Here is a 23,387-nt window from a genome sequence, read left to right as displayed (position 1 = left end):
CTCGGCGAAGCCGATCAGGTCACATCAAGTTCGAGGAGTTTAATCGATGACTACCGTGTTGCCAGACAAGATCTTCAACACCGAAAAGACTGACTACGCAAAGCCGGAGATCCTTCTCGGCGAAGCGCCCGGGCTGTTCGATACCATCAACAAGTCCTACCCGGAGCTGTGGAAGCTTTACAAGACGCTCAAGTCTCAGGACTGGGACGAAAACGAGTTTGACTACGCGCCCTGCAACGTGCAGTTCAAGACCTGTGACAAGACCACCTGGGACATGATGGTCAAGACCCTGGCCTGGCAGTGGGAAGCCGACAGCGTGGCCGCGCGCTCCATTGCCGGGGTGCTCGGGCCGGTTTGTACCAGCAGCGAGGCCTGGGCAGGCTGGCTGGAAATCACCCGCAATGAAATCGTGCATGCGGCCACGTATTCCGAGATCGTGCGCAACAGCTTCGACGATCCCGACGAGATTCTTGATGACATCCTGGCGGTTCAGGAGGCCATGGCGCGGCTCAAGGTCGTAACCGAAGTCTTCGATGAGGCCTGGCAGGTCAGCTACGACTACGCCCGCGGCGCCCGGCCGAACAACCAGGAAACCTTCAATGCCGTCTACCTGTTCATTGTCGGTCTTTTGTGCATGGAGCGTATTCAGTTCATGGCTTCGTTTGCCGTTACATTCGGCATCTGCGAAGGCACCGGTCTGTTCCAGCCCATCGGCAAGGCAATACAGAAGATCGCCCAGGATGAGTTCGAGGTGCACGTGACCTATGGCAAGGAGGTGCTGCGGGCGCTCTACAGGACCGAGCGCGGGCGCACCGCTTTCGAACAGTGCCGCGAGCGCATCGTGGCCATCATCGAGGAGGTCACTCGAAGTGAGGCTGAGTGGACACGCTACGCTTTTTCGGAAGGCCGCGAGTTGACCGGCATCACCTGTGAAATGATGCTCGACTGGGTCTATTTCGCGGCCACGGACGTGGCTTCATTCCTTGGTCTTGAAGCGGAAGTGAGTTTCCCCCTGGTTCATGAAAACCCGCTCAAGTACATGGAAAACTGGCTGGACATGAGCAAGATCCAGGCTTCCAATCAGGAAGAGGATACCGCGCAGTACAAGGTCGGCGTGATGCAGCGCGACGATGAAGACGCAGTATTCGACGTGGATTTCTAGCCGCAACCGCCCTGCGCCGACGCAGGGCGGACGGCCGCCGGGTCAGGACTGACCCGGCGGCGTGATATCGGCAGCGGCTTCACCCACCGGAGCGATGGGTCCGGCCTCCAGCGGCGGGATCGGTTCTTCGGCCAGCTTGTGTTCAAGGTATTCCAGCGCCGCCTCGAGCTGGGCGTCGCCGCCGGTGGCGCTGGCGTGTGGCGGGTTGGCGACTTCGATATCGGGTGCGACGCCGCGGCCTTCGATGATCCAGTCGCCGGTCATGTCGAACTGGCCGGTTTCGGCGATGCGTGCCAGGCCGCCGTCGCGCAGGCGGTTGTTGTCCGACAGCCAGATCCCGGCGCCGGCGGTACGCTGGCCGATGACCGGTCCCAGGCCCAGCGACTTGACCGCGGCGGCGAAGGTCTCGCCATCGGAGTAGGTGAAGCGGTCGGCCAGCACCACCAGGTGGCCGCGGAAGGCCTGCTGCATGTTGGTGTACGGCGGGCCGTTCGGTCCCTGCCAGAAGGCCCAGGCCCGGCGCAGCAGCTTTTCGATCACCCAGCTGTCGATGTTGCCACCGCGGTTGCGGCGCACGTCGATGATCAGCGCGTCGCGGTCGTACTGGGCGTAGAAGTCGCGCACGAAACCGGCGAAGTCTGACGAGCCCATGGCATACAGATGCAGATAGCCGACCCGGCCGTCGCCGGCGGTCTGCACCCGCTCGGCGTTGGCGCGCAGCCAGTCGCGATAGCGCAGGCGGGTTTCGGTGCGCATGGAAACCGGCTCGATGATGCTGCGGTGGCCGCTCTTGCCGCGGGCGACATCGAGCAGCACCTGCTGGCCGGCCTGGCCGCGCAGTGCGCGCGCCACTTCGGCGCGGCTGGCCACGGGTGAGCCGTTGATGGCGACGATGACATCGCCATTGCGGATATCGACGCCCGGGCGCTCGAGCGGGCCCGCATTGCCGGGCAGCTCGGGGTCGCTGCGGTAGACATGCTCGATCACGACACCGTCTTTGCTGGCGGCAAGCCGGGCCCCCAGGCTGGACGGCTCGGGCGCGTCGCGGTCGCTGCGGTAATCGCCGCCGCGCACCTGGGAGTGCAGAATGCCCAGCTCGGCGATCATCTGGCCGAGCAGGTCATCGAGCTCGCGACGGTCGTTGACGCGATCGACCAGCGGCTGATAGCGCTCGCGAACCGCCGCCCAGTCCACGCCGCGCATGGCCGGGTCGAAGGAGAAGTGGCGGTGCATGTTCCAGGCATCGGCGAACATCTGTCGCCACTCCGCGACCGGCTCGATGCGCAGCGACCAGCCGTCGAGCGCGACCCGGGCCTCAGCGGTGTCTGTCGGCGCCTTCTCGCCGGCGGGCAACAGCAGGATCTTGCCGATGCGCTGATTCTTGCCCGGCTTGATGACCATCAGCCGCTCGCCATCGGCGCTGAGCTGCATGGCCACCACGTCGTGCATCCAGGTCTTCGCCTCGTCTTCACCCGCTGCGATGGCCAGCGACCGGAGCGTGGCCCGGCGCTTTCCCGCCTCGCGCGCGAGAAGGTACAGCCGCTCGCGGCCGGCCTGCAGGCCGCTGTAGTTGCCGGGCGCAAGGGCCACCTCATGCAGGCGGTCTTCCAGATTGTCGAAGACGATATCGGGGCCGGCTTCAGCGGCTTCCGTTCCGTTGTCCTTGTCTTTGTCCTGCGCCTCGCGCGGCGCATTCGGGGCCAGCTCGTCGTCCGGCCGGAAGGGGAAGCGCAGCCCCGGCTGCAGGGCCAGCGCGTAGATGCCGGCGCGCTTGTCGAATTGGGCACCGGTGTTGCGGTCGCCCCAGGGCGAGCCGGGAGTCGGCGAGAAGTGGCGGTCGGAGATGAAGTACAACCACTTCCCGTCGCGCCCAAACGCCGGAGCGTAGCTGGCGTAGCGGTCCGAGGTCACTACGCGGATGGTCCGGGTGGCCGCTTCGGCCACGACCAGCTGGGCCATTGTGCGCGTGGTATCGGGACGCGAGAAGGCCAGGTAGCGGCCGTCGGCCGACCAGTTCAAGTCGTCGTAGCTGTTGCCGCCGCCGTACTCGGCGGTGTCGAGCAGTTCGTTCCCGCCCGATTCGAGGTCGAGCAGCCACAGTCGGTCGTGTTTGTCCGCATGCGCCAGCCAGCGGCCGTTGGGCGAGGGCCAGAGCTGCTGGCGGTAGGCATTCTGATCGTCGACCAGTACGGTAGTATCCGGCGAGCCGTCGGCGGCAAATCGCCAGATTTCACTCTTGCCGTCGTGGTCGACAATGGCGAAGACGTGCTGGCCGTCGGCCGCCGGAACTGCGGCGCGGGCGCGGGCGTCGTCGGGCACGGCCAGGCGGATGCGGCGCAGCGATTCAGTGCCCGCCAGCCAGGCCTGGCCGCGCACGCTCAGCGCCACGCGCTCGCCTCCGGCATCCGGGTTGGCATCGCTGATCCATTTCAGCGGGTTTTCCAGATAGCGCGCGCGGCGCTGCAGAAAATCGGAACCCAGGCTGATATCGAGCTTGCGGTTTGCGCCGGCGGCGATGTCGTGGAGGTGAATATCGGCGCCGACCCGGTAGATGATCCGGCCGTCGTCGATGCGTGCCTCGCGCACTGCGAAGGGTTCGTGGGCGGTCAGCTTTTCAGGGTTGGTGCCGTCGGCATCCAGTCGCCAGAGATTCGCGCGTCCGTCGGCGTCGGCAATGACGTAGAGCCGGCCGTTCCACCACATCGGATGGCTGACGTTGGCGCCCCAGTTGGCGGCCAGGCGTTCGGCTTCATCTTCATTGTCGGTGCTCCAGCGCCAGAGTTGCGCCATGGCGCCGCCGCGATAGCCGTGGACGTGATCGCCTGAAACCGCCAGCCCGAAGCGGGTGAACCACAGGGTTCGGCCGGCGTCGTCAAAGGCGGCCTGGCGAGCGTCTGCCAGCGGCAGGGCTTCGTCCTTGCCGCTGGCGGGATCGATCGTTCTCAGGCTGCGGCCAAAGCCGGGCCCGACCACGTGTTCGGTGGCGTAGGCCACCCGCCCATCGGGGACGAAGCCGGCCGGCCAGACCCGGCTGCCGTCGAAGGTCAGGCGCTCTGGCTTGCCGCCGGCCATCGGCATGATATAGAGATCCGGGGCGCCGTCGTAGGAGGCGACAAAGGCGACCTGCGTGCCGTCGGGCGAGATGACGGGGCGGGATTCGGCGGCTGGATGGGTGGTCAGGCGCTGCGCGCGGCCGCCCTCGGCCGAAGCCCGCCACAAGTCGCCCTCGGAGACGAAGACCACGGTGTCGCCGTGCAGTGCCGGATGGCGATAGTAGCCGTCCTGGGCCCAGGCCATGCTGGCGGCTGATAGCAGGGCGGCGGCAAGCAGCCAGAAAGAAAAGCGCATCGCTTCGGCTCCGATCGTGGGTCAGGGCATCGCATTGTAGCGAATACGCTGGCCGGGCCAGCCGGGGTTCGCGGCGGTGCGCCGTTCAGGTCTTGTCGAGCGCTTTCAGCCGGTAGAGCCAGTCCAGCGCCTCGCGCGGGCTGAGGTCGTCGGGGTGGACGTCGTCGAGCATCTCGCGCAGCGCATCGGAGCCGGAATCGAAAGGTTCAACGGCCTGTGATGGCGCCTGTCCGAACAGGCCCAGCTGCGGGCTGCTGCTGCCGGTGGCCTCGTTTTCGAGGCGGTCGAGGTGCTTTCTTGCCTGCGCGATGACCGCTTTGGGCACTCCGGCCAGGCGCGCGACCTGCAGACCGTAGCTCTGGCTGGCCGGGCCTTCGCGCACGGTGTGCAAGAACACGATCTCGTCGCCGTGTTCGCGCGCGTCCAGATGTACGTTGGCGATGCCTTCGTGGTCTTCGGCCAGGCGGGTGAGCTCGAAATAGTGCGTCGCGAACAGGCTCAGCGCCCGCAGGTTGAGCGCCAGCTCGGTGGCTACCGCCCAGGCCAGGGCCAGGCCGTCGAAGGTCGAGGTGCCGCGACCGATCTCGTCCATCAGCACCAGCGAGTGCTCGCTGGCGTTGTGCAGGATGTTGGCGGTCTCGACCATTTCCACCATGAAGGTGGAGCGCCCGCGGGTGAGGTCGTCGCCGGCGCCGATGCGCGAGAAGATGCGGTCGATCGGGCCGATGCGCGCGGACTTTGCCGGCACGAAGGAGCCGGCGTGGGCCAGGATGGTGATCAGGGCGGCCTGGCGCATGTAGGTGGATTTCCCGCCCATGTTGGGGCCGGTGATGACGAGCATGCGGCGCTCCGGATCCAGCCGGCAGTCGTTGGGCACGAAGGCGGCATCCTGCACCCGCTCGACCACCGGGTGGCGGCCTTCGATGATGTCGACGCCGGGCTGCTCGTCGAGTTCGGGCGCGTTGAGCTGGAGTGTTTCGGCGCGCTCGGCGAAAGTCGTCAGCACGTCGAGCGTGGCCAGCCCCGCGGCAATGATCGCCAGCCGGCCGTGCTCGCCGCTCAGGCGCTCGATGAGCTGGTCGTACAGCGCTTTCTCGCGGGCGAGGGCGCGCTCGCGCGCTGAGAGCACCTTGTCTTCGAAGGTTTTCAGCTCCTCGGTGATATAGCGCTCGGCGTTCTTGAGCGTCTGGCGGCGGCTGTATTCGGTCGGCACCTTGTCGGCGTGGGTCCTGCCGATCTCGATGTAGTAGCCGTGCACGCGGTTGAAGCCGACCTTGAGCGTCTGGACGCCGGTGCGCTCGCGCTCCTGCTGCTCGTAGCGCACCAGAAAATCGCCGGCGTTCTGGCTCAAGGCTCGCAGTTCGTCGAGCTCGGCGTCGTAGCCTTCGGCGATCACGCCGCCGTCGCGAATGACCATCGGCGGCTGCTCGATCACCGCTGAATCCAGCAGCTCGAATAGATCGGGGCAGGGCGCCAGGTCGTCGCGCAGTTCATCGAGCAGCGGCACCGAGACGCGTTCGAGCAGGTCGGCCAGCGTCGGCAGTCGTCCCAGGCCTTCGCGCAGCGTGGCCAGGTCGCGCGGGCGCGCCGACTTGAGCGCGATGCGGGTCAGCACGCGCTCGATATCGCCCAGGCCGGAGAGCTGTTCCTCGAGCTCGGGCTGGAGGTGTGCCGCCAGCAGCGCGGAAACGGCGCTGTGGCGCTCGCCCAGGCGGGTGCGATCGCGCAGGGGATGGGTAATCCAGCGCTTGAGCTTGCGGCTGCCCATGGGCGTGGCCGCGGTGTCCATCAATCCCACCAGGGTGTGTTCGGAACGCCCGTCGGGGTGCACGTCGATTTCGAGATGGCGGCGGGTGGCGGCATCGAGCACCAGGTGCTCGGCCGGCTGCAGCGCGCGCATGCCGGCAAGATGCGGCAGCTCGCCGGAGAGCATGTCGCGGGCATAGCCGAGCAGGGCGCCGGCGGCGCCGACCTCGGGGCCGCGACCGGCAATGCCGAAGCCCGACAGGTCCTGCACCCGGAACTGGCGGCACAGCTCGCGCTCGGCCGATTCGGCGTCGAAGGCCCAGGGCGGATGCTCGCGCACGGCCATGCCCTCGCGGCCGAACGATGCCGCTGCATTTTCCGGCAGCAAAGTCTCGGCCGGACGCAGGCGTTCGAGCTCGGCGTTGAGCTCGGCGGTCGATGCCAGCGCGCAGCAGCGCAGACGGCCCCCGGCCAGGTCCAGCCAGGCCAGGCCGTAGCCCTGTTTTTCGGGCAGGATGGCCGCCAGCAGGCGCTCGGCGCGATCCTCGAGCAGCGACTCTTCGGTAACGGTGCCCGGCGTGACGATGCGCACCACCTTGCGCTCGACCGGCCCCTTGGCCGCCTCGACATCACCGACCTGCTCGCAGATCGCCACCGACTCGCCCTTTTTCAGCAGGCGGGCGAGATAGCCGTCGACGCTGTGATAGGGCACCCCGGCCATCGGGATGGGTTCACCGGCTGACTTGCCGCGATGGGTCAGGGTGATATCCAGCAGGCTCGCCGAGCGCCGGGCATCGTCATAGAACAGCTCGTAGAAGTCGCCCATGCGAAAGAACAGCAGAATGTCCGGATAGTCGGCCTTGATCCGGAGGTACTGCTGCATCAGGGGCGTGTGCTGGGTGCTCGTATCGGCCATTCGTTAGCAAGCTCTCACAAAGCAGGTCCACAGATGGACATTGATGTACACAGATAAAAAAAAAACAGAAAACCGGAAGTCGAGAAGCGGTTTATCCTGCCCGACCGGTCTCAGGTGCTCTGAAGGAAAAGTTCTTATTATCCGTGTTTATCTGTGGACACAAGGTTTTCCAAAAGAAGCATTATAGAAGTCATGGCAACCCGACACGACGACGAAGCGCTTGCTCTTCTGGCCACCGCGCTGGCGGCCGAGCTGAAAATGCTCGGGCGTCGCCTGGTCACGGCCGAGTCCTGCACCGGCGGCTGGATCGCCAAGGTCTGCACCGATCTTCCGGGCAGCTCGGAGTGGTTCGAGCGCGGACTGGTGAGCTACGCCAACGAGGCCAAGACCGACCTGCTGGGCGTCAGGCCCGCCGATATCCACCGCTTTGGCGCGGTCAGCGAAGCGGTGGCAGCCGCCATGGCGCGCGGCGCCATCGAACACAGTCGCGCTGATGTGGCCGTCGCGGTGACCGGCATTGCCGGGCCGGGCGGTGGCAGCCCGGACAAGCCCGTCGGCACGGTGTGTTTCGGCTGGGCGCTGCCCGGCGACATTGTCGAAACCGAGGTTCACCACCTGCGCGGCGATCGCGAAGAGGTGCGCCGGGCCAGCGTGGTCAGGGCACTGGAGGGTCTGCTCGAGCGCCTGGCGGGGTGATGTCCGAGGCGACGCGACGCCTGTTCTTCGCCCTGTGGCCCGACGAGGACACCCGCCACGGCATGCGCGCGCGTCGCGAGCTGCTCGGCCGCGTCAGCCGCCGGCGGGTACCGGATCACAATCTTCATCTGACGCTCGCCTTCCTCGGCGACCAGCCCGTCGATCGCCTGCCGGAACTGCAGGCCGCGGCCGGCGACATCAGTGGCGCCTCCTGCACCCTGGCGCTCGATCGCTTCGGCTGGTTCGCCCGCGCTCGGGTGCTGTGGCTGGGCGGCGAGGCGCCCGCGCCCTTGATCGATCTGCAGGCGGAGTTACAGCGGCGCATGCTCGAGCTGGGACTGCGGCTCGATGCGCGTCCGTTCCGACCGCATGTCACGCTGTTTCGCCAGGTCTCACGGCCACCGCCTCTGGTCGACCCCGAGCCCCTGGCCTGGCCAATCCGGGATTTCGTGCTGGTCGAGTCACTGCCGGGCGCGCCCTATCGCGTGGTGCAGCGCTGGCAGTTACGCGCCTGATCCTCAACGGCCCGAAGTGAGGCCGCATGTGGAGCCTGCATCAAACCCCCAAGCCCCAATCCTTGGCTGATAGCGCTGCGAGTGAGAAGCGGCAGGCTGATCGGTGCGGGAGCGCAGCGACATTCTCGGGTTTTGAGAACGCAGTCCTTATACTGGTGCCTGAGAGATAGCCGCGAATCCCTGTAGGAGAAGCCAGCAACGCGGGTGAACCGCCGAGGTTCATGTTGTTGCTGTGAGATAATCCGAATCGATCGCGGCAGCACCCGAACGAATGGAAAAGAGAGGACTTTATCGTGGATGACAATCGCAAGCGGGCACTGGCCGCGGCACTGGGCCAGATCGAGAAGCAGTACGGCAAGGGCGCGATCATGCGCATGGGGGACGACGCCGGGCGCAGGGATGTGCCGGTGGTCTCCACCGGGTCGCTGGGGCTGGACGTTGCGCTGGGTGTCGGCGGGCTGCCGCGCGGACGCGTCGTTGAAGTTTACGGGCCGGAGTCTTCGGGCAAGACCACGTTGACGCTGCACGCCGTGGCCGAGGCGCAGAAGGCCGGCGGCACGGCCGCCTTCGTCGACGCCGAGCACGCGCTGGACCCATCCTATGCCGAAAACCTGGGCGTCAACGTCGACGACCTGCTGGTCTCGCAGCCCGACACCGGCGAGCAGGCGCTGGAGATCACCGACATGCTGGTGCGCTCGGGTGCCGTCGATATCGTTGTGGTCGACTCGGTCGCCGCGCTCACGCCCAAGGCCGAGATCGAGGGCGAGATGGGCGACTCCCACGTCGGGCTCCAGGCGCGCCTGATGAGCCAGGCGCTGCGCAAGCTGACCGCCAACATCAAGCGCACCAACTGCATGGTCATCTTCATCAACCAGATCCGCATGAAGATCGGCGTGATGTTTGGCTCGCCCGAGACCACCACCGGCGGCAACGCGCTCAAGTTCTATTCGTCCGTGCGCCTCGACATTCGCCGCATCGGTGCAATCAAGCGCGGCGACGAGGCGGTCGGCAACGAAACCCGCGTGAAGGTGGTCAAGAACAAGATGGCGCCGCCGTTCCGGCAGGCCGTTTTCGAGATCCTCTACGGCGAGGGCATTTCGCGCGAGGGCGAACTCATCGAGCTGGGCGTCGAGCATGGCCTGGTGAAGAAGTCCGGCGCCTGGTACAGCTACGGTGACGACCGCATCGGCCAGGGCAAGGACAAGGTGCGCCAGTTTCTCAAGGACAACCCCGACATCGCTGCCGATATCGAGCGTCAGGTGCGCGAGAAGCTGCTGCCGAAGACGGCCAACGCGACGACCGGCGAAGCCGAGGCCTCCGGCGAAGGGGCCGAGTCGAACGTCGGTTGACTCGAGAAGCGGACTTGACCGACGACGACGTCAACCCGGCCGAGCTTCGCGAGGCCGCGCTGCGCCTGCTGGCGCGGCGCGAGCACTCGCGCCTTGAGCTGGCCGGAAAGCTCGCCCGGCGCGGCTGGCCGGAGGCTGCAGTCGACGGTCTGATCGACGAACTGGCTGAAGAGAACCTGCAGTCCGACGAGCGCTTCGCGGAAAGCTACGTGCGCCAGCGCGTCGGCAAGGCCTACGGCCCGGTGCGCATCCGCGCCGAGCTTTCCGAGCGCGGCATCGATCGAAGCCAGGCCAGGTGGGCGCTCGAGGCCGAATCCCCCGACTGGTTCGCGATTGCTGCCGACTGGTACGAAAAACGCTACGGCCCCGAGCCACCGGCCGACTTCAAGGAAAAATCCCGCCGCCAGCAGGCGCTGGCGCGGCGCGGCTTCGCCCACGAACATATCCGCGAATTGCTGGATTGATACCGCCGGGCGGGTGAATGATGCAGGCTGGCTGCCCTGCGGTGTGATCCGTGTCCGTGCCGGTGTGATATCGAGCCACACGGGAACCGGGAGGAGTCATTCAATGAACAGGTACACGCGCTTGAAGCTCGGCTTGTTGGCCATGGCCGCCGCACTCTTGTTGATGGTGGCGGGCTGTGACACCGCGCCATACATGGACGGGATCAAGAAAGACAGCGATCTGAAGGAAATGGGTCTGGAAGGCCCGGTCAAGTCCCTCCGGGTCAGGAAGTATCGCATCTCCCGGAACAGGAACACCGGTGAAATCATCAATTACGGGCTGTCGAAATCCGACGCCCGGAACCTGTCCTACCGCTTCAACGAGCACGGGAATATCAGCCAAAAGACGAGCTATACCGGCGACGATGAAATCAGCAGGCGCTGGACCTATGCCCATGATCAGAACAAGGGGCGAATCACTGAAATGGTTCATCAGGGAACGGGTGATGACCCCCTTTTCCGGAACGTGGACGTCTATGACAAGAATGGAAACCGGATCGAGCATCTGAGCTATTCGCAAGGGGACGACGATCCCTACAAGGAGACGTTCAAGTACGACGCGGACGGGAATCTCCTCGAGCAGATCGAGTACGTGAACAACGGCCCCTTGAAGACCCTCTACCGCCATGACGATCAAGGCAGATTGATCGAAAAGAGCCAGCGCATGGGCGACCAGCCGATGATGACCGAGACCTTCCAATACGATGACGCCGGGAACCTGGTCTCTTCGCGTCAGGAAGAAGGGCGTACCGTGCACGCGCAGTATGTCTTCGAAAAGAAGTACGAGGGCGGCAGGGAGACCGAACGCACGGTCTACAGGGACGGCGAACGGGCCAGCCGCTTCGTCTACAGCTACAACGAGCACGGGCATCGCGCCGAGTCCCGGGAGTACGACGCGGACAACCAGCTCGTCTCCGTGGAAAAGATCGACCATGAATACGATGATCACGGCAACTGGGTGAAAAAGATTCCCTCGGACCAGCGGGGCGCGCCGCGGTACCTGCTGGAGCGAGAAATCGAGTATTTTCCGCAGCTGGGGGGCTGAGGCGGAGAAACGGTCGCGACTGTCGCCGCAGCGACCCGCAGGAGAGCGCCGCGAAGCCGCCAACCCTCGCGATCGGACTGCGCGTGTGCCTGGCCGGCGACCGGCGGCTTGCCGTCGCCAGCCTTCTTCGGCTCCGGGCTGCTATTCTTTGTAGCCCGATGCAATCGTTGCGATTGCATCAGTAAACTATACGCCCGTTCCAAACACGTTCTTCCCGGACTCCTGATGCATACCACCGCCGAAATACGCCAGGCCTTTCTCGACTTCTTCGCCGACCGCGAGCACCGCATCGTGCCTTCCAGCCCGCTGGTGCCGGCCAACGATCCGACCCTGCTGTTTACCAACGCCGGCATGGTTCAGTTCAAGGATGTCTTTCTGGGCTCGGAGAAGCGCTCGTACACGCGCGCGACCTCGTCGCAGCGCTGCGTGCGTGCCGGCGGCAAGCACAACGATCTGGAAAACGTCGGCTACACCGCCCGGCACCACACCTTCTTCGAGATGCTGGGCAACTTCAGCTTTGGCGACTACTTCAAGCGTGAGGCCATTGAATACACCTGGGCGTTTCTGACCGAGACCTGCGGCCTGCCGCCGGAGAAGCTGTGGGTGACGGTCTATGAGGACGACGACGAGGCGGCTGAAATCTGGCTCGATCACATCGGCGTCGATCCGGAGCGCTTTTCGCGCATCGGCGATGAGCCGGGGCGGAAGTTCGAAAGCGACAACTTCTGGGCCATGGGCGATACCGGCCCCTGCGGTCCGTGTTCGGAGGTCTTCTACGACCATGGCCCGGAAATACCCGGCGGCCCGCCGGGCACGCCCGAGGAAGATGGCGACCGCTACATCGAGGTCTGGAATCTGGTGTTCATGCAGTACGACCGTTCCGCCGACGGCAGCATGAGCCCGCTGCCGGCGCCGTCGGTGGATACCGGCATGGGGCTCGAGCGCCTGGCCGCCATTCTGCAGGGCGTGCACTCCAACTACGACATCGATCTGTTTCGCCATCTGATCGACGCCGCTGCCGCCCTGACCGGCACGCCGGATGGGCAGTCGGCCTCGCTGAAGGTGATTGCCGATCACATCCGCGCCTGCGCGTTTCTGATCGTCGACGGTGTGTTGCCGTCCAACGAGGGCCGCGGCTACGTGCTGCGTCGCATCATCCGCCGCGCCGTGCGCCACGGCTACAAGCTGGGCTGCAAGGACTTGTTCTTCGGTCGCATGGTCGCGCCGCTGGCCGAGGCAATGGGTCAAGCCTACCCGGAGCTGGCGAACCAGCGCGACTTTGTTGCCGAGGTGCTCGAGCGCGAGGAAAAGCGTTTTGGCGAAACCCTGGACCAGGGCATGAAACTGCTCGAGGGCGTGATTGCCGAGCTCGACGGCAGCGAAATCCCCGGCGAGGTTGCCTTCAAGCTCTACGATACCTATGGCTTTCCGGTCGACCTGACCCGCGATATCGCCCGCGAGCGGGAGCTGACCGTCGACGAGGACGGTTTCGAGCAGGCCATGAGCCTGCAGCGTGAGCGCGCGCGGGCGGCCGGCAAGTTCGCCGGCGCCGACGAGATGCCCGCCGAGCTGATCGCCGAGCTGCCGGCGACGCAGTTTCTCGGCCATGGACAGCATGCAATCGACGACGCCGAGGTGCTCGCCATTCTGGTCGATGGCCGACCGGCGGATTCGCTGGCGGCCGGCGATGAAGCCGTGCTGGTGCTCGATCGCACGCCCTTCTACGCCGAGTCGGGCGGGCAGGTCGGCGACACCGGCCGGCTCGAAGGCGAGGGCGGGCGGTTCGAAGTGAGCGATACGCGCAAGTTCGGCGGCGCCTTTCACGGGCACGTCGGCCGCCTGGCGGAAGGCGCACTACAGCTCGGCGATTGCCTGGCCGGGCAGATTGACTCGCAGCGCCGTGCTGACATTGTTCGCCATCACTCGGCAACGCATCTGCTGCATTCCGCCCTGCGCGTCGTGCTCGGCGATCACGTTCAGCAAAAGGGCTCGCTGGTTGCGCCCGAGCGGCTGCGCTTCGACTTTTCGCATCACGCGCCGGTCAGCGACGACGAGCTGGCCGCAATCGAGCGCCTGGTCAACCAGCAGATTCAGGCCAACGCCGAGGCCGAAATCCGGGAGATGCCCTTCGACGAGGCCATCGAAGCCGGCGCGCTGGCGTTTTTCGACGAAAAATACGGCGACGACGTGCGCGTGCTGCGCTTCGGTGATTTTTCGATGGAGCTGTGCGGCGGCACGCACGTCGATCGGGTGGGCGATATCGGCCTGTTCAAGATCGTCTCCGAGACCGGCATTTCCGCCGGCGTGCGCCGCATCGAGGCGGTGGCCGGCCGGGTCGCCGTCGAGTGGCTGCAGAACCTGGATCGCACGCTGCGCGCGGCTTCAAGCCAGCTCAAGACCGGCCCGGAGCAGCTTTCCGAGCGCATCGGCCAGCTGTTGGGTCGATCCCGGGAGCTGGAAAAGGAGCTCGAGCGGCTCAAGGGCAAGCTCGCCTCGGCGGCCGGCTCCGACCTGGCCTCGCAGGCGGTGGACGTCGAGGGTGTGAAGCTGATTGCCGCGCGTCTCGAAGGTGCCGACCCCAACGGCCTGCGCGATACCGTCGACCAGCTCAGGAACAAGCTCGGCTCGGGCGTGATCGTGCTCGGCACGGCCGCCGGCGGCGGCGTACGCCTGGTCGCCGGCGTCACCAAGGATCTCACCGGCAAGATCAAGGCCGGCGAGCTGGTCAACCACGTCGCCGGCCAGGTCGGCGGCAAGGGCGGCGGCCGACCGGATTTTGCGCAGGCGGGGGGGAGCGACGCGTCGGCTCTTCCCGCGGCGCTGGATTCGGTGGCGGAATGGTTGAGGGAGCGGTTGTAGTTTCGGGCAATGTTCGATTTACAAGCATCAATTCTGCAAACAAGAACCAATTCTCGAATTTCCAATGAACCAAACTGCAGCCCTGATCGCTGCCGGGGTATTGGTTCTGGTCATTGCAGATTGTTTGTGAATTGGAGTTTGGTACTTGGGCCTTGGGCCTTGGTACTCGGGCCTTGGTCAGAGCGTTGACCATCGGTACTGCGGCACGTAGGCCGCTCATGTATAATTCGCCCGCTACAAGGAGAGGTGGCAGAGTGGTTGAATGCGGCGGTCTCGAAAACCGTTAACGGGTTTATGCCCGTTCGAGGGTTCGAATCCCTCCCTCTCCGCCACCTGCACAAGCTGAAATCCACACCCGAAAGATGGCGCCACCGGGTCCGAGTCACGAAGAGGCGGGCCCCGGCCCCGCAGTATATGTCTGATCAGTTTTCATGAAACCCACCAAGTGCGCCGTCATCGGGGTTGGCTATCTCGGGCGTTTCCACGCCCGGAAGTACGCTGGCCTCGACAACGCCGAGCTGGTGGCTGTGGTCGACATCGACGAGCAGGCTGCGCGCCGCTCAGCCGAGGATTGCGACTGCCGGGCACTGCTCGATTATCGCGATGTGATCGGAGAAGTCGATGCCGTCTCCATTGCCGTGCCCACGCGGCGTCACTACGACATCGCGCGTGATTTTCTCGATGCTGGTGTGCATGTTCTGCTGGAAAAGCCCATTGCGAGCACGCTTGAGGAGGCCCGGGCGCTGACCCGACTGGCGGCCGAACGGGAGCTGGTCTTCCAGATCGGGCATCTCGAGCGCTTCAACGCTGCTTTCCTCGATCTCGGCGGATTCGAACTCAACCCGCTGTTCATTGAATCTCACCGGGTAGCGCCGTTCAAGCCACGCGGCACCGATGTCAACGTGGTGCTTGATCTGATGATCCACGACATCGATCTGATTCTGGGCATGGTTCAAAGCCCGGTCGCCTCGCTGGCCGCCAGCGGCACGCCGGTGCTGGCCGAAGAGCTCGATATCGTCAATGCACGCCTGGAGTTCGAGAACGGCTGTGTAGCCAATGTGACTTCCAGCCGGGTGAGCGTCAAATCCGAACGACGCATGCGCATTTTTCAGCCCGAGGCCTATATTTCCATCGATTTCCAGAACTGTCGGCTGGCGGTGCATCGTATCGGCGACCGGGAGATGTTCCCCGGGGTGCCGGAAATCCTGCGCGAGGAGTCGTCTTTCGAGCAGAACGATGCGCTGCTGCTTGAAATCGAGTCTTTCGTTTCTGCGGTTCGCGACGGCACGCCGGTGGTGGTGACCGGCGAAGACGGCCTGCGTGCGCTGGAGACCGCCATGCACATCACTGCGATGATTGAATCCGAAACCCGAGCCCGGAAAGTGCGTTTGGCATGAAGCCGATTCCGATGGTCGACCTGGGCGTTCAGTACGAGCGGCTGCGCGCACAACTTGATGCCGCCGTGGCGGAGGTCATGGCGGCTACGCGCTATATTCTGGGCCCCAACGTGCAGGCTCTGGAGGCCGAGCTGGCGGAGTTTCTCGGTGTGCGCCACGCGATCGGCTGTGCCTCCGGCACGGATGCCCTGCACCTGTCCCTGCGTGCCGCCGGTATCGGGCCGGGTGATGAGGTGATCACCACGCCGTTTACCTTCATCGCCACGGCCGAGGCGATCCGCTACTGCGGTGCCGAACCGGTGTTTGTCGACATTGATCCGCGCAGCTTCAATATCGATCCTGAAGGCGTTGCCGAGGCGGTGTCCGCGCGCACTCGGGCCATCCTGCCGGTGCATCTGTTCGGGCAGCCGGCCGACATGGACGCGCTCTCGGCGATTGCCGACAAGTACAAGCTGTTCATGATCGAGGACTGCGCGCAGAGTTTCGGCGCCTCGCTTTCCGGGCGCCAGACCGGCAGCATCGGTCTGGCCGGCGCCTTCAGTTTCTTTCCGAGCAAGAATCTCGGCGCCTTCGGTGATGGCGGGCTGATCACCACCAGCGACGCAGCGCTGGCCGACGAGGTCCGGATGCTGCGCAACCACGGTCGCCGGGTGGATGGCTACCAGCACGAGGTGGTGGGCTACAACAGCCGCCTCGATGAGCTTCAGGCCGCCATTCTGCGCGTCAAGCTCGGCCACGTCGACGAGTTCAATCGCCAGCGTCAGCGGGTGGCGGCAGGTTACCGCGAGCTTCTGGCAGACAGCGGGGTCGAGCTGCCCTTCGAGGATGGTTTCGGGCAGCACGTCTACCACCAGTTTACCGTTCTGGTTCCGGAAGGACGCCGCGAGGCGCTCCAGGCTGCCTTGCGCGAGGCCGACATTGCCAGCGCCGTCTACTACCCGACGCCGCTGCATCGCCAGCCGGCGTTTTCCAGCTACAGCCGCCCCGGTTCCCTGAGCCATAGCGAGTCGATTGCTGAGCGCTGCCTGTCCCTGCCGATCTTCCCGGAAATGACCGAAGCTCAGATCGAGCGCGTTGCAAAGGTTGTGAAGTGTGAAGTGTGAAGTGTGAAGTGTGAAGTGTGAAGTGTGAAGTGTGAAGTGTGAAGTGTGAAGTGTGAAGTGTGAAGTGTGAAGTGTGAAGATCGTTGCGACGATTTTGATGTTGGTGGTTTTGGTTTGATTCTTTACACTTTACACTTGACACTTCACACTGGCTTTTATAAATGTCACCACAGGATTTCGTCCAGCAGCTCGGCAATGTCCGGGCTTCCGCCATTCTCCGCACCGATGACGCCGATGCCGCCCATCAGGCGATGGAAGCGGCCGTGCGCGGCGGGTTCACGATCTGTGAATTCACCCTCACGGTGCCGCGCGTCTACGAGCTGATCGCTGATTTTTCGCAGCGCTATCCGGACATCGTCTTTGGTGCCGGCACGGTGCTGACGGTAGACGAGGCAGAAAAGGCCGTGTCTGCCGGGGCAAAGTTCGTGGTTTCGCCGGTGACCGACGAGGCCGTCATCGCAGCCGCCGCCAACCTGGGTGTGGCCGCGATGCCGGGCACGCATACGCCCACCGAGATGCTGCGCGCCCATCGTGCGGGTGCCGGGCTTCAGAAGCTGTTCCCCGCGCCCGGCATCGGTCCGGATTTCGTGCGTGCCTGTCTGGGGCCGATGCCGTTTCTCAACATCGTGCCTACCCATGGCGTGACCGAAGCCAACGCCGCCGACTGGCTGGCTGCCGGGGCGCATGCGATTGGCTTTGTCGCGCCGTTGTTCGACCCTGCGTTGATCGCCGCCGGTGACTTCGACGCCATCGAGCAGCGCGCTCGTCGACTGCTTTCAGCGCTCGACCGCGACTGAGTTTGCGGGTGATCCGTTCGACGGGCGGGCGCTTGCCCTTCCGTCGGGCAAGTGGCGCTACAGGCCGGGCAGCGATGCCTCGGGCGGGCGGCACAGCGGCAGATCGGGCCGGCGTTCGCGCTTGGGCAGCTGGCGGCGAATGCCGTGCAGGGCGGTGCGCAGGCCCTCTTCGAGCACCGGATGATAGAAGGGCAGCTTGAGCGCATCGATCACGCCCGTGCGCTGCTGGATCAGCCAGGCCAGCTCGTGAACCATGTGTTCGGCACCGGCGCAGGCCATTTCCGTACCGATGAGGCGACCTGAGGTGTCGGCGAAAACCTTCATCTGGCCGTGACGATAGCCCTTGATGACGGCGCGGCCCTGACGGCTGAAGTCGGCCTCGCCGGTCAGGGCCTCGTCGGGCAGCTGGCTGCTGCGCAGGCCGGCCCAGGCGACTTGTGGTTCGGTAAAGACAATGCCCATTGGCGTGCGCCGGGCCAGGCACTCGTCTTCGGGATGCAGCGCATGCCAGGCGGCCAGGCGGCCTTCGTCGGCGGCTTCGTGCATCAGCGGGCGGATGCCGTTGACGTCGCCGGCGAACCAGACCGGGGCATCGCCGGCGCGCAGGCTTTCGCGATCGATCTCGGGCAGGCCGCGCTGGTCGAGCGCCACGCCCAGGTGCTCCAACCCCAGATCGTCCAGCGGCGCACGTCGGCCGATGGCAGCAACGACCAGGTCGACCTCGATGGTCTGGTCGCCGCAGTGGATTTCGACGCCGTCGCCCGCTGGCGTCGGTCGGGCATCAGCGCCCAGGTGCAGCGTCATCTGCTCGGAAAAGGCGGCGTGCATGACCTGGTTGATGGCCGAATCATCGATGCCGGCCAGGCGCTGATCACGCCCGAACAGATGCACCTCGGCACCGAGCATGGCAAAGGCCTGGCCAATCTCGCTGCCGATGGCGCCGGCACCGATAACGCCGATGCGCGCGGGGATCGACGGCAGATCGAACAGGCTGTCGCTGGTCACGAGCCTGGCGCCCAGCGCCGGCCAGTCGGGCGGAACGAAGGGTTGGGTGCCGGTCGCGACGAGAATTGCATCAGCGCTGTGAGTGACGCCATCGATTTCGACCCGATCGGGGCCGATGAAGCGTGCCGGAGCATGAATGAAGCGCTCGCCCATCTTGTCGGTGGCGCGAATCGGCCCGGCGGCAAAGCGATCGCGCAGGGCGCGCACCTGGGTCATGACCGCAGCGTCGTCAAGCTGCCCGGGCGGCCCGGCAATCAAGCCTTCGGCGTGCAAGCGGCGACTGCTGGCCACTTCGCCGGCGAGCTGCAGCAGGGCCTTTGACGGCATGCAGCCGACACGGGCGCAGGTCGTTCCCAGCGGGCCCGGATCGACGAGAATCACTTCGTCGGTGAGCTCGCGCGCCTGTTTCCAGGCGCTCAGGCCGGCGGTGCCGGCTCCCAGGATAATCAGGCGGTGGTGCGGCATATCCGATCTCTCCAGTGCGCGGTTCAATGCCATCAGCCTAGCGCGTCAGCGATGCCACGTCAGGCTCAACATCGCCCAGCGGCCGGGTTCGGCCAGTAGCGGCAACGTCGGGTCGTCAGGGGCGTAGCCGATCACTCGGCCATTTTGCCAGTACCTGCGATCGGCGAGATTGAACAGGCCGAAGCCGATCTCCAGGTCATGCCGCGGGAACCAGCGACCAAGCCAATCGATGGTGACATGACCTGGCGCCGAGAACAGGGCTTCGCCTTCGGCGTCCACCAGCTCGCGCTGGCCGCGTACGCCCGTGGCGATCAGGCGGGTCTCGAAGTCGGCTGCCGGGTGGCGCCAGGCCAGTTCGACGATGGCCGTGGGCGGGGTGACGCCAGGCAGGGCGCGGCCGCTGATGCGGTCCTCGCCGCGCGACCATTCGCCGGCAAGCTCAGCGCTGAAGCCGGCCCCGAGCCGATGCCTGAGACGCAGCTCTCCGCCCTCGATACGCACGCGATCGCGATTGACTGACTGGAAAAGGTTGAACCCCGACTCCGGGTCGAAGCCCAGCGGCGCGCGCGACTGGATGAAGTCCCGATAGTCGTTGCGATACAGCGCCACTTCAGCCCGGGCATTGGTGCCGCGCCAGCGCAGGCCGGCCTCGAAAGTACGGCCCTTTTCCGGCTTGAGGTCGGGGTTGGCAATCGCGCGCACCCGAAACTGCGGCCACTCCAGGCCGATATTGACGTCTCCGAATGGCGGCGCTCGCAGGCCGCGTGCGTGCTGGGCAAAAAACTCCAGCGAGGGGCTGATGGGCCAGATCAGGCCCAGGCGGGGCAGCCAGCGGTTCAGGCTCAGCTCGGTTGGGTGGGCATCGGGAAAGGATTGATCGAACAGCGGGTCGCTGCCCAGGGAGAGGTCGTAGTGCTCCCAGCGAATGCCGGGGCTGAGTATCGGTCCACCCTGCCACAGGTGAATTTCATCGTGCAGATAGATGCCGAGCTCAGTGATCCGGCTGCGCGGAAAATCGCGCAGCGGGAAAACCTCTCCCAGAATGACATTGCTTGTGCGACCGTCTTCCAGACGCGTCTCGCGCCCGTCGCGCAGCGTGCTGACCCGGGAGCGGGTGTACTCGAAGCCATAGCCGATACGGTGGTTCAGCCCGCCGATGGTCAGATCTGATTCCAGATCGGCGCCGATACCGGCAGTGGACTGGTCGAACTCAAAGCGACGGAACACATCCACGGGCACCCGCGCGGCAGGGCGGTGGTCGTCGGTTTCCTGCCGTGTGTCGCTGTCCTGATGCCAGATGCGCCAGCCGCCGCGGCTGATCGGACCGATGGCGTTGAGGTCCTGATCAAGCACCAGGCGCCAGCTGATGCGCCGGTCGTCGCCCAGCAAGCGCTTGGTGCTGGCCAACTGGGCGCTTTTTCCAAGCGCGGCGCGAAGATCGGTTTTCCGGGTTTCGCGATTGCCGTCAAGCGTCAGCTGCAATGCTCCGGGTGCGACGTCATGACGAGCCTTGAGCAGAACCCGCTGTTGATCCCGGTCGAGCAGGTCGCGCGGCGTGTTCTCCGGGCGGCTGGCCGCGTCGATTTCGTTGCTGCGCTGGCCGGCGCCGGCAATCAGCAGGTCGAAGGAACCCTTGCGAAAGGCGGTGGCTCCACCCAGACGGGCGCGATCGCTGTCGCTGGCACCGTGCAGACTGATGCGCGTGCCGTGATCACCGGCGGCCATGATGTCATCGGCGCTGATGGTGGAAATGGCGACGACGCCCCCAAGCGCCTTGGAGCCATAGAGCGTCGAGGCCGGGCCGCGCAGGATTTCCACCCGCTGGGTCAGGCCCAGGTCAAGCAGGGCGCGGCCGGTATCGGCGAAGGCGCCTGTATCGAACTGTTCGGAAACCGGAATGTTGTCGACCACCACGGCGGTGCGGTTGCCGCCGATGCCGCGAATGCGAAAGCCGCTGAAGCCGAAGCGAGAACCGCCGCCTTCGAGGTCGATGCCCGGCTCATAGCGCACCAGGTCAGGGGCGTCGAGAACCATGTCGCGTGCCAGGCGCTCCTGGTCGATGACGGTGACGGTGCCGGCCACTTCGGAAACCTGGCGCGGCTGGCGGTGGGCAACTACCGTGATGCGATCAAGAATCGGGGTCTGTTCCTGTTCCTTGCGTTCTGTCTGTGACCCGGTTTGGCCCTGGGCGGGGGCCGCCAGCAGGAGCACGGCGGCGGCGATGATCAGGTGTTTTATGGGCATGTTGCATTCGCTGAATATCAAAGCGCCCCGGAAGTCCGGGGCGCGTGAGGAGGCATCTGCAAAACGGTGATCAGTAGATCTCGTTTCGCGTGTTGTAGTTGTTGAACTTGCCGGTGGGCGTGATGATCTTCTCGCCCTTGATGACATGCTTGAGTTCGCGGGTCTTGTCGTCAACCACCACGATTGCCGATTCTTCTTCCATGCCCGACCATACCGAGAACCAGACTTCATCGCCGCCCTTGTTGTACTCCGGCTGAACAATGCGCTTGGGTCCCGGCCCGAGATCGGCCCATTCCGCGATCGGCAGCACCTCATAACCGGCGTCGAGATCATTGATGTCGTACACCGCGACGGTCTGAGCGATCTTTTCCTCCGGATGCAGCGGCGTGTCGACCCAGAGGTTCTCCGATTCCGGGTGGGTCTTGACGAACAGCGAACCGCCGCCCTGGCCCTGAAGCACCTGGACCACCTTGAATGCCTGCTCGGGGTGGTTGTCCGGATCGGTGCCGATCAGCGTGATGTTGGCGTTGCCCAGTGCGCTGGTGACCCACACCGGACCATATTCCGGGTGCACGAAGTTGGCGCCACGGCCCGGGTGCGGAATGCGCTCGACGTCAATCAGGGCCTGGAGTTCACGATCCTTGGCGTCAACCACTGCAATCTTGTCGGACTCGTTGGCCGCGGTCAGGAAATAGCGGCCGCTGGCATCCCAGCCACCGTCGTGCAGGAAACGGGCGGCGCCGATGGTGGTTGTCTTGAGGTTGTCGAGATCCTCATAGTTGACCAGCAGGATCTGTCCGGTTTCCTTGACGTTGATGATGAACTCCGGGTGCTGATGCGAGCCGACGATTGCCGCCACGCGCGGTTCCGGATGGTACTCCTGGGTGTCGACGGTCATGCCGCGGGTCGAGACGATCTTTCGCGGCTCCAGGGTCTGGCCGTCCATCAATACATAGTGCGGAGGCCAGTAGGCGCCGGCGATGGCGATTTCGTCCTCATAACCCTTGTAGCGGGAGTTTTCGACCGAGCGCGCCTCCATGCCGATCTTGATTTCAGCCACCACTTGCGGCGGGTCCATGTACAGATCGATGAGGTCGACCTTGGCGTCACGGCCGATGGTGGCAAAGTAGCGGCCCGAGCTCGAGGCGCGCGAGATGTGCACCGCGTAGCCGGTCGGCACGTAGGAAACGACTTTCTTGCTGTCGCCGTCGATGATGGCGACTTCACCCGCGTCGCGCAGCGTGACAGCGAAGAGGTTGTCCACATCGTAGTCGTGCTGCGGCGAATCCGGGCGGTCTTCGGGCGCGACCATCACCTTCCAGGAATCCATCATTTCCGGCATGCCCCACTCCGGCGGCTGTGGCGGATCGTGCTGCAGGAAGCGCGCCATGGCGTCGATTTCCTCGTCGCTGAGCTCGCCCGAGGTGCCCCAGTTGGGCATGCCGCCCGGCGAACCGAAGTTGATCAGGGCCTTGAGATACGCACTTCCCTTTTCCTGCGTGATATCGGTTGTCAGCGGTTTGCCCGTCGCACCCTTGCGCAATACGCCGTGGCAGCCCGCACAACGCTCGAAATAGATTTGCTGCGAGCGATCGAACTCGGCCTGACTCATGTCCGGCGCGCCCGGTGTGACGACGCGCTTGCCGCCCTCGATCGGGGAGGGTGCCCCCTGATACTGGATACGGCTTTCGCCTGCGCCCGGGTGGGGGTCGCTTTTCGCCAGCTCGGGGCCATCGAGCTGTGCGCGCTGCGCGGCCACCTGTTCCACGCTGGCGCTGCTGCCGTCATTGCCCCAGGAGTTGAACACGAAGGTGACGATATTGGCGACCTCTTCGTCGTCGAGATAGTCCATCGCGGGCATGACGCCGTTGTAAGTCACGCCATCGACGGTCAGCTCACCCTCGCGACCGGCCAGAATGTTGTGAATGACGTAGTCGGCGTTACCGGCGATGTTGTCGTTGCCGGCAAGCGGCGGAAAGGCGCCCGGCAGGCCGCTGCCGTCGCCCTGGTGGCAGGCCGCGCAATGCGTCTGGTAGAGCTTTTCTCCGGCCTGCATGTCGCCGGCCGCGGCCTTGGCCACTTCGGCAGCATGAACTTCCGCGTCGCCCGACGCCGAAGACGCCTGCGGAGTCTCGGCGACGCAGGCAGTCGTCATCGCCAGCGCCAGGCCAAAGGCCCCGAGCCAGTGCATGGGATATCGAGGTCGTATCATCGTTTTTGCCCTCCAGATAGGCTGT

Annotated in this window: 15 protein-coding genes and 1 tRNA gene; 11 read left to right on the top strand and 5 right to left on the bottom strand. The window is 65.1% G+C overall.

Annotation, left to right across the window (positions count from 1 at the left end; all coding sequences use genetic code 11):
• Positions 1-46 precede the first annotated feature (46 nt).
• Complete coding sequence (locus ACEWQ0_RS02440; RefSeq protein ID WP_476483654.1) at positions 47-1,162, top strand: ribonucleotide-diphosphate reductase subunit beta; 1,116 nt, start codon at positions 47-49, stop codon at positions 1,160-1,162.
• 42 nt (positions 1,163-1,204) lie between these two features.
• Here ACEWQ0_RS02440 and ACEWQ0_RS02435 read toward each other — a convergent pair whose 3' ends face one another.
• The gene (locus ACEWQ0_RS02435) at positions 1,205-4,510 is read right to left on the bottom strand and encodes a S41 family peptidase (RefSeq protein ID WP_476484368.1); all 3,306 of its coding nucleotides are present in this window, start codon (positions 4,508-4,510) and stop codon (positions 1,205-1,207) included.
• Between the two features lie 85 nt (positions 4,511-4,595).
• Positions 4,596-7,172: a DNA mismatch repair protein MutS gene (gene mutS, locus ACEWQ0_RS02430; RefSeq protein ID WP_476484367.1), complete on the bottom strand. Its 2,577-nt coding sequence runs from the start codon at positions 7,170-7,172 to the stop codon at positions 4,596-4,598.
• A gap of 192 nt (positions 7,173-7,364) precedes the next feature.
• On the opposite strand from mutS, the gene ACEWQ0_RS02425 reads away from it, so the two are divergent.
• From ACEWQ0_RS02425 to ACEWQ0_RS02380, 10 genes are all read left to right on the top strand, one after another.
• Positions 7,365-7,868 carry a CinA family protein gene (locus tag ACEWQ0_RS02425; protein WP_476484366.1) on the top strand — a complete coding sequence of 168 codons (504 nt, stop codon included), beginning with the start codon at positions 7,365-7,367 and terminating at the stop codon, positions 7,866-7,868.
• Positions 7,868-8,383 carry an RNA 2',3'-cyclic phosphodiesterase gene (gene thpR, locus ACEWQ0_RS02420; protein ID WP_476484365.1) on the top strand — a complete coding sequence of 172 codons (516 nt, stop codon included), beginning with the start codon at positions 7,868-7,870 and terminating at the stop codon, positions 8,381-8,383. Before ACEWQ0_RS02425 ends, thpR begins: the two co-directional genes overlap by 1 nt.
• A 293-nt stretch (positions 8,384-8,676) precedes the next feature.
• Entirely contained in the window at positions 8,677-9,732 is a 1,056-nt protein-coding gene (recA, locus tag ACEWQ0_RS02415; protein ID WP_476484364.1) for a recombinase RecA, read from the top strand.
• Positions 9,733-9,746: 14 nt separating this feature from the next.
• The gene (locus ACEWQ0_RS02410) at positions 9,747-10,196 is read left to right on the top strand and encodes a regulatory protein RecX (RefSeq protein ID WP_476483677.1); all 450 of its coding nucleotides are present in this window, start codon (positions 9,747-9,749) and stop codon (positions 10,194-10,196) included.
• Between the two features lie 103 nt (positions 10,197-10,299).
• The gene (locus ACEWQ0_RS02405; RefSeq protein ID WP_476484363.1) at positions 10,300-11,280 is read left to right on the top strand and encodes an RHS repeat domain-containing protein; all 981 of its coding nucleotides are present in this window, start codon (positions 10,300-10,302) and stop codon (positions 11,278-11,280) included.
• 225 nt (positions 11,281-11,505) lie between these two features.
• A complete protein-coding gene (gene alaS / locus ACEWQ0_RS02400; RefSeq protein ID WP_476483675.1) occupies positions 11,506-14,139 on the top strand; it encodes an alanine--tRNA ligase in 2,634 nt (877 codons plus the stop codon).
• A 240-nt stretch (positions 14,140-14,379) separates the two neighbouring features.
• Positions 14,380-14,471: transfer RNA gene (locus ACEWQ0_RS02395), tRNA-Ser, on the top strand.
• A gap of 99 nt (positions 14,472-14,570) precedes the next feature.
• On the top strand, positions 14,571-15,536 hold the full coding sequence (locus tag ACEWQ0_RS02390; RefSeq protein ID WP_476484362.1) for a Gfo/Idh/MocA family protein: 966 nt from the start codon (positions 14,571-14,573) through the stop codon (positions 15,534-15,536).
• Entirely contained in the window at positions 15,533-16,639 is a 1,107-nt protein-coding gene (locus tag ACEWQ0_RS02385; protein ID WP_476483662.1) for a DegT/DnrJ/EryC1/StrS family aminotransferase, read from the top strand. The genes ACEWQ0_RS02390 and ACEWQ0_RS02385 overlap by 4 nt, the downstream gene beginning before the upstream one ends.
• Positions 16,640-16,800: 161 nt before the next feature.
• Positions 16,801-17,436: a bifunctional 4-hydroxy-2-oxoglutarate aldolase/2-dehydro-3-deoxy-phosphogluconate aldolase gene (locus ACEWQ0_RS02380; protein WP_476481660.1), complete on the top strand. Its 636-nt coding sequence runs from the start codon at positions 16,801-16,803 to the stop codon at positions 17,434-17,436.
• Between the two features lie 57 nt (positions 17,437-17,493).
• On the opposite strand, the gene ACEWQ0_RS02375 is transcribed toward ACEWQ0_RS02380, so the two are convergent.
• The 3 genes from ACEWQ0_RS02375 to ACEWQ0_RS02365 all read right to left on the bottom strand — a co-directional run bounded on the left by ACEWQ0_RS02375 (position 17,494) and on the right by ACEWQ0_RS02365 (position 23,362).
• Positions 17,494-18,906 carry a dihydrolipoyl dehydrogenase gene (locus tag ACEWQ0_RS02375; RefSeq protein WP_476484361.1) on the bottom strand — a complete coding sequence of 471 codons (1,413 nt, stop codon included), beginning with the start codon at positions 18,904-18,906 and terminating at the stop codon, positions 17,494-17,496.
• A gap of 45 nt (positions 18,907-18,951) precedes the next feature.
• Positions 18,952-21,150: a TonB-dependent receptor gene (locus tag ACEWQ0_RS02370; protein ID WP_476484360.1), complete on the bottom strand. Its 2,199-nt coding sequence runs from the start codon at positions 21,148-21,150 to the stop codon at positions 18,952-18,954.
• A 70-nt stretch (positions 21,151-21,220) separates the two neighbouring features.
• The gene (locus ACEWQ0_RS02365) at positions 21,221-23,362 is read right to left on the bottom strand and encodes a cytochrome D1 domain-containing protein (protein WP_476481663.1); all 2,142 of its coding nucleotides are present in this window, start codon (positions 23,360-23,362) and stop codon (positions 21,221-21,223) included.
• Between the last annotated feature and the right edge of the window lie 25 nt (positions 23,363-23,387).

The organism is Wenzhouxiangella sp. YN9, assembly GCF_056324165.1.
Note: the sequence above shows the minus strand (reverse complement) of the source record. Positions and strands in the feature narration are given on the sequence as shown.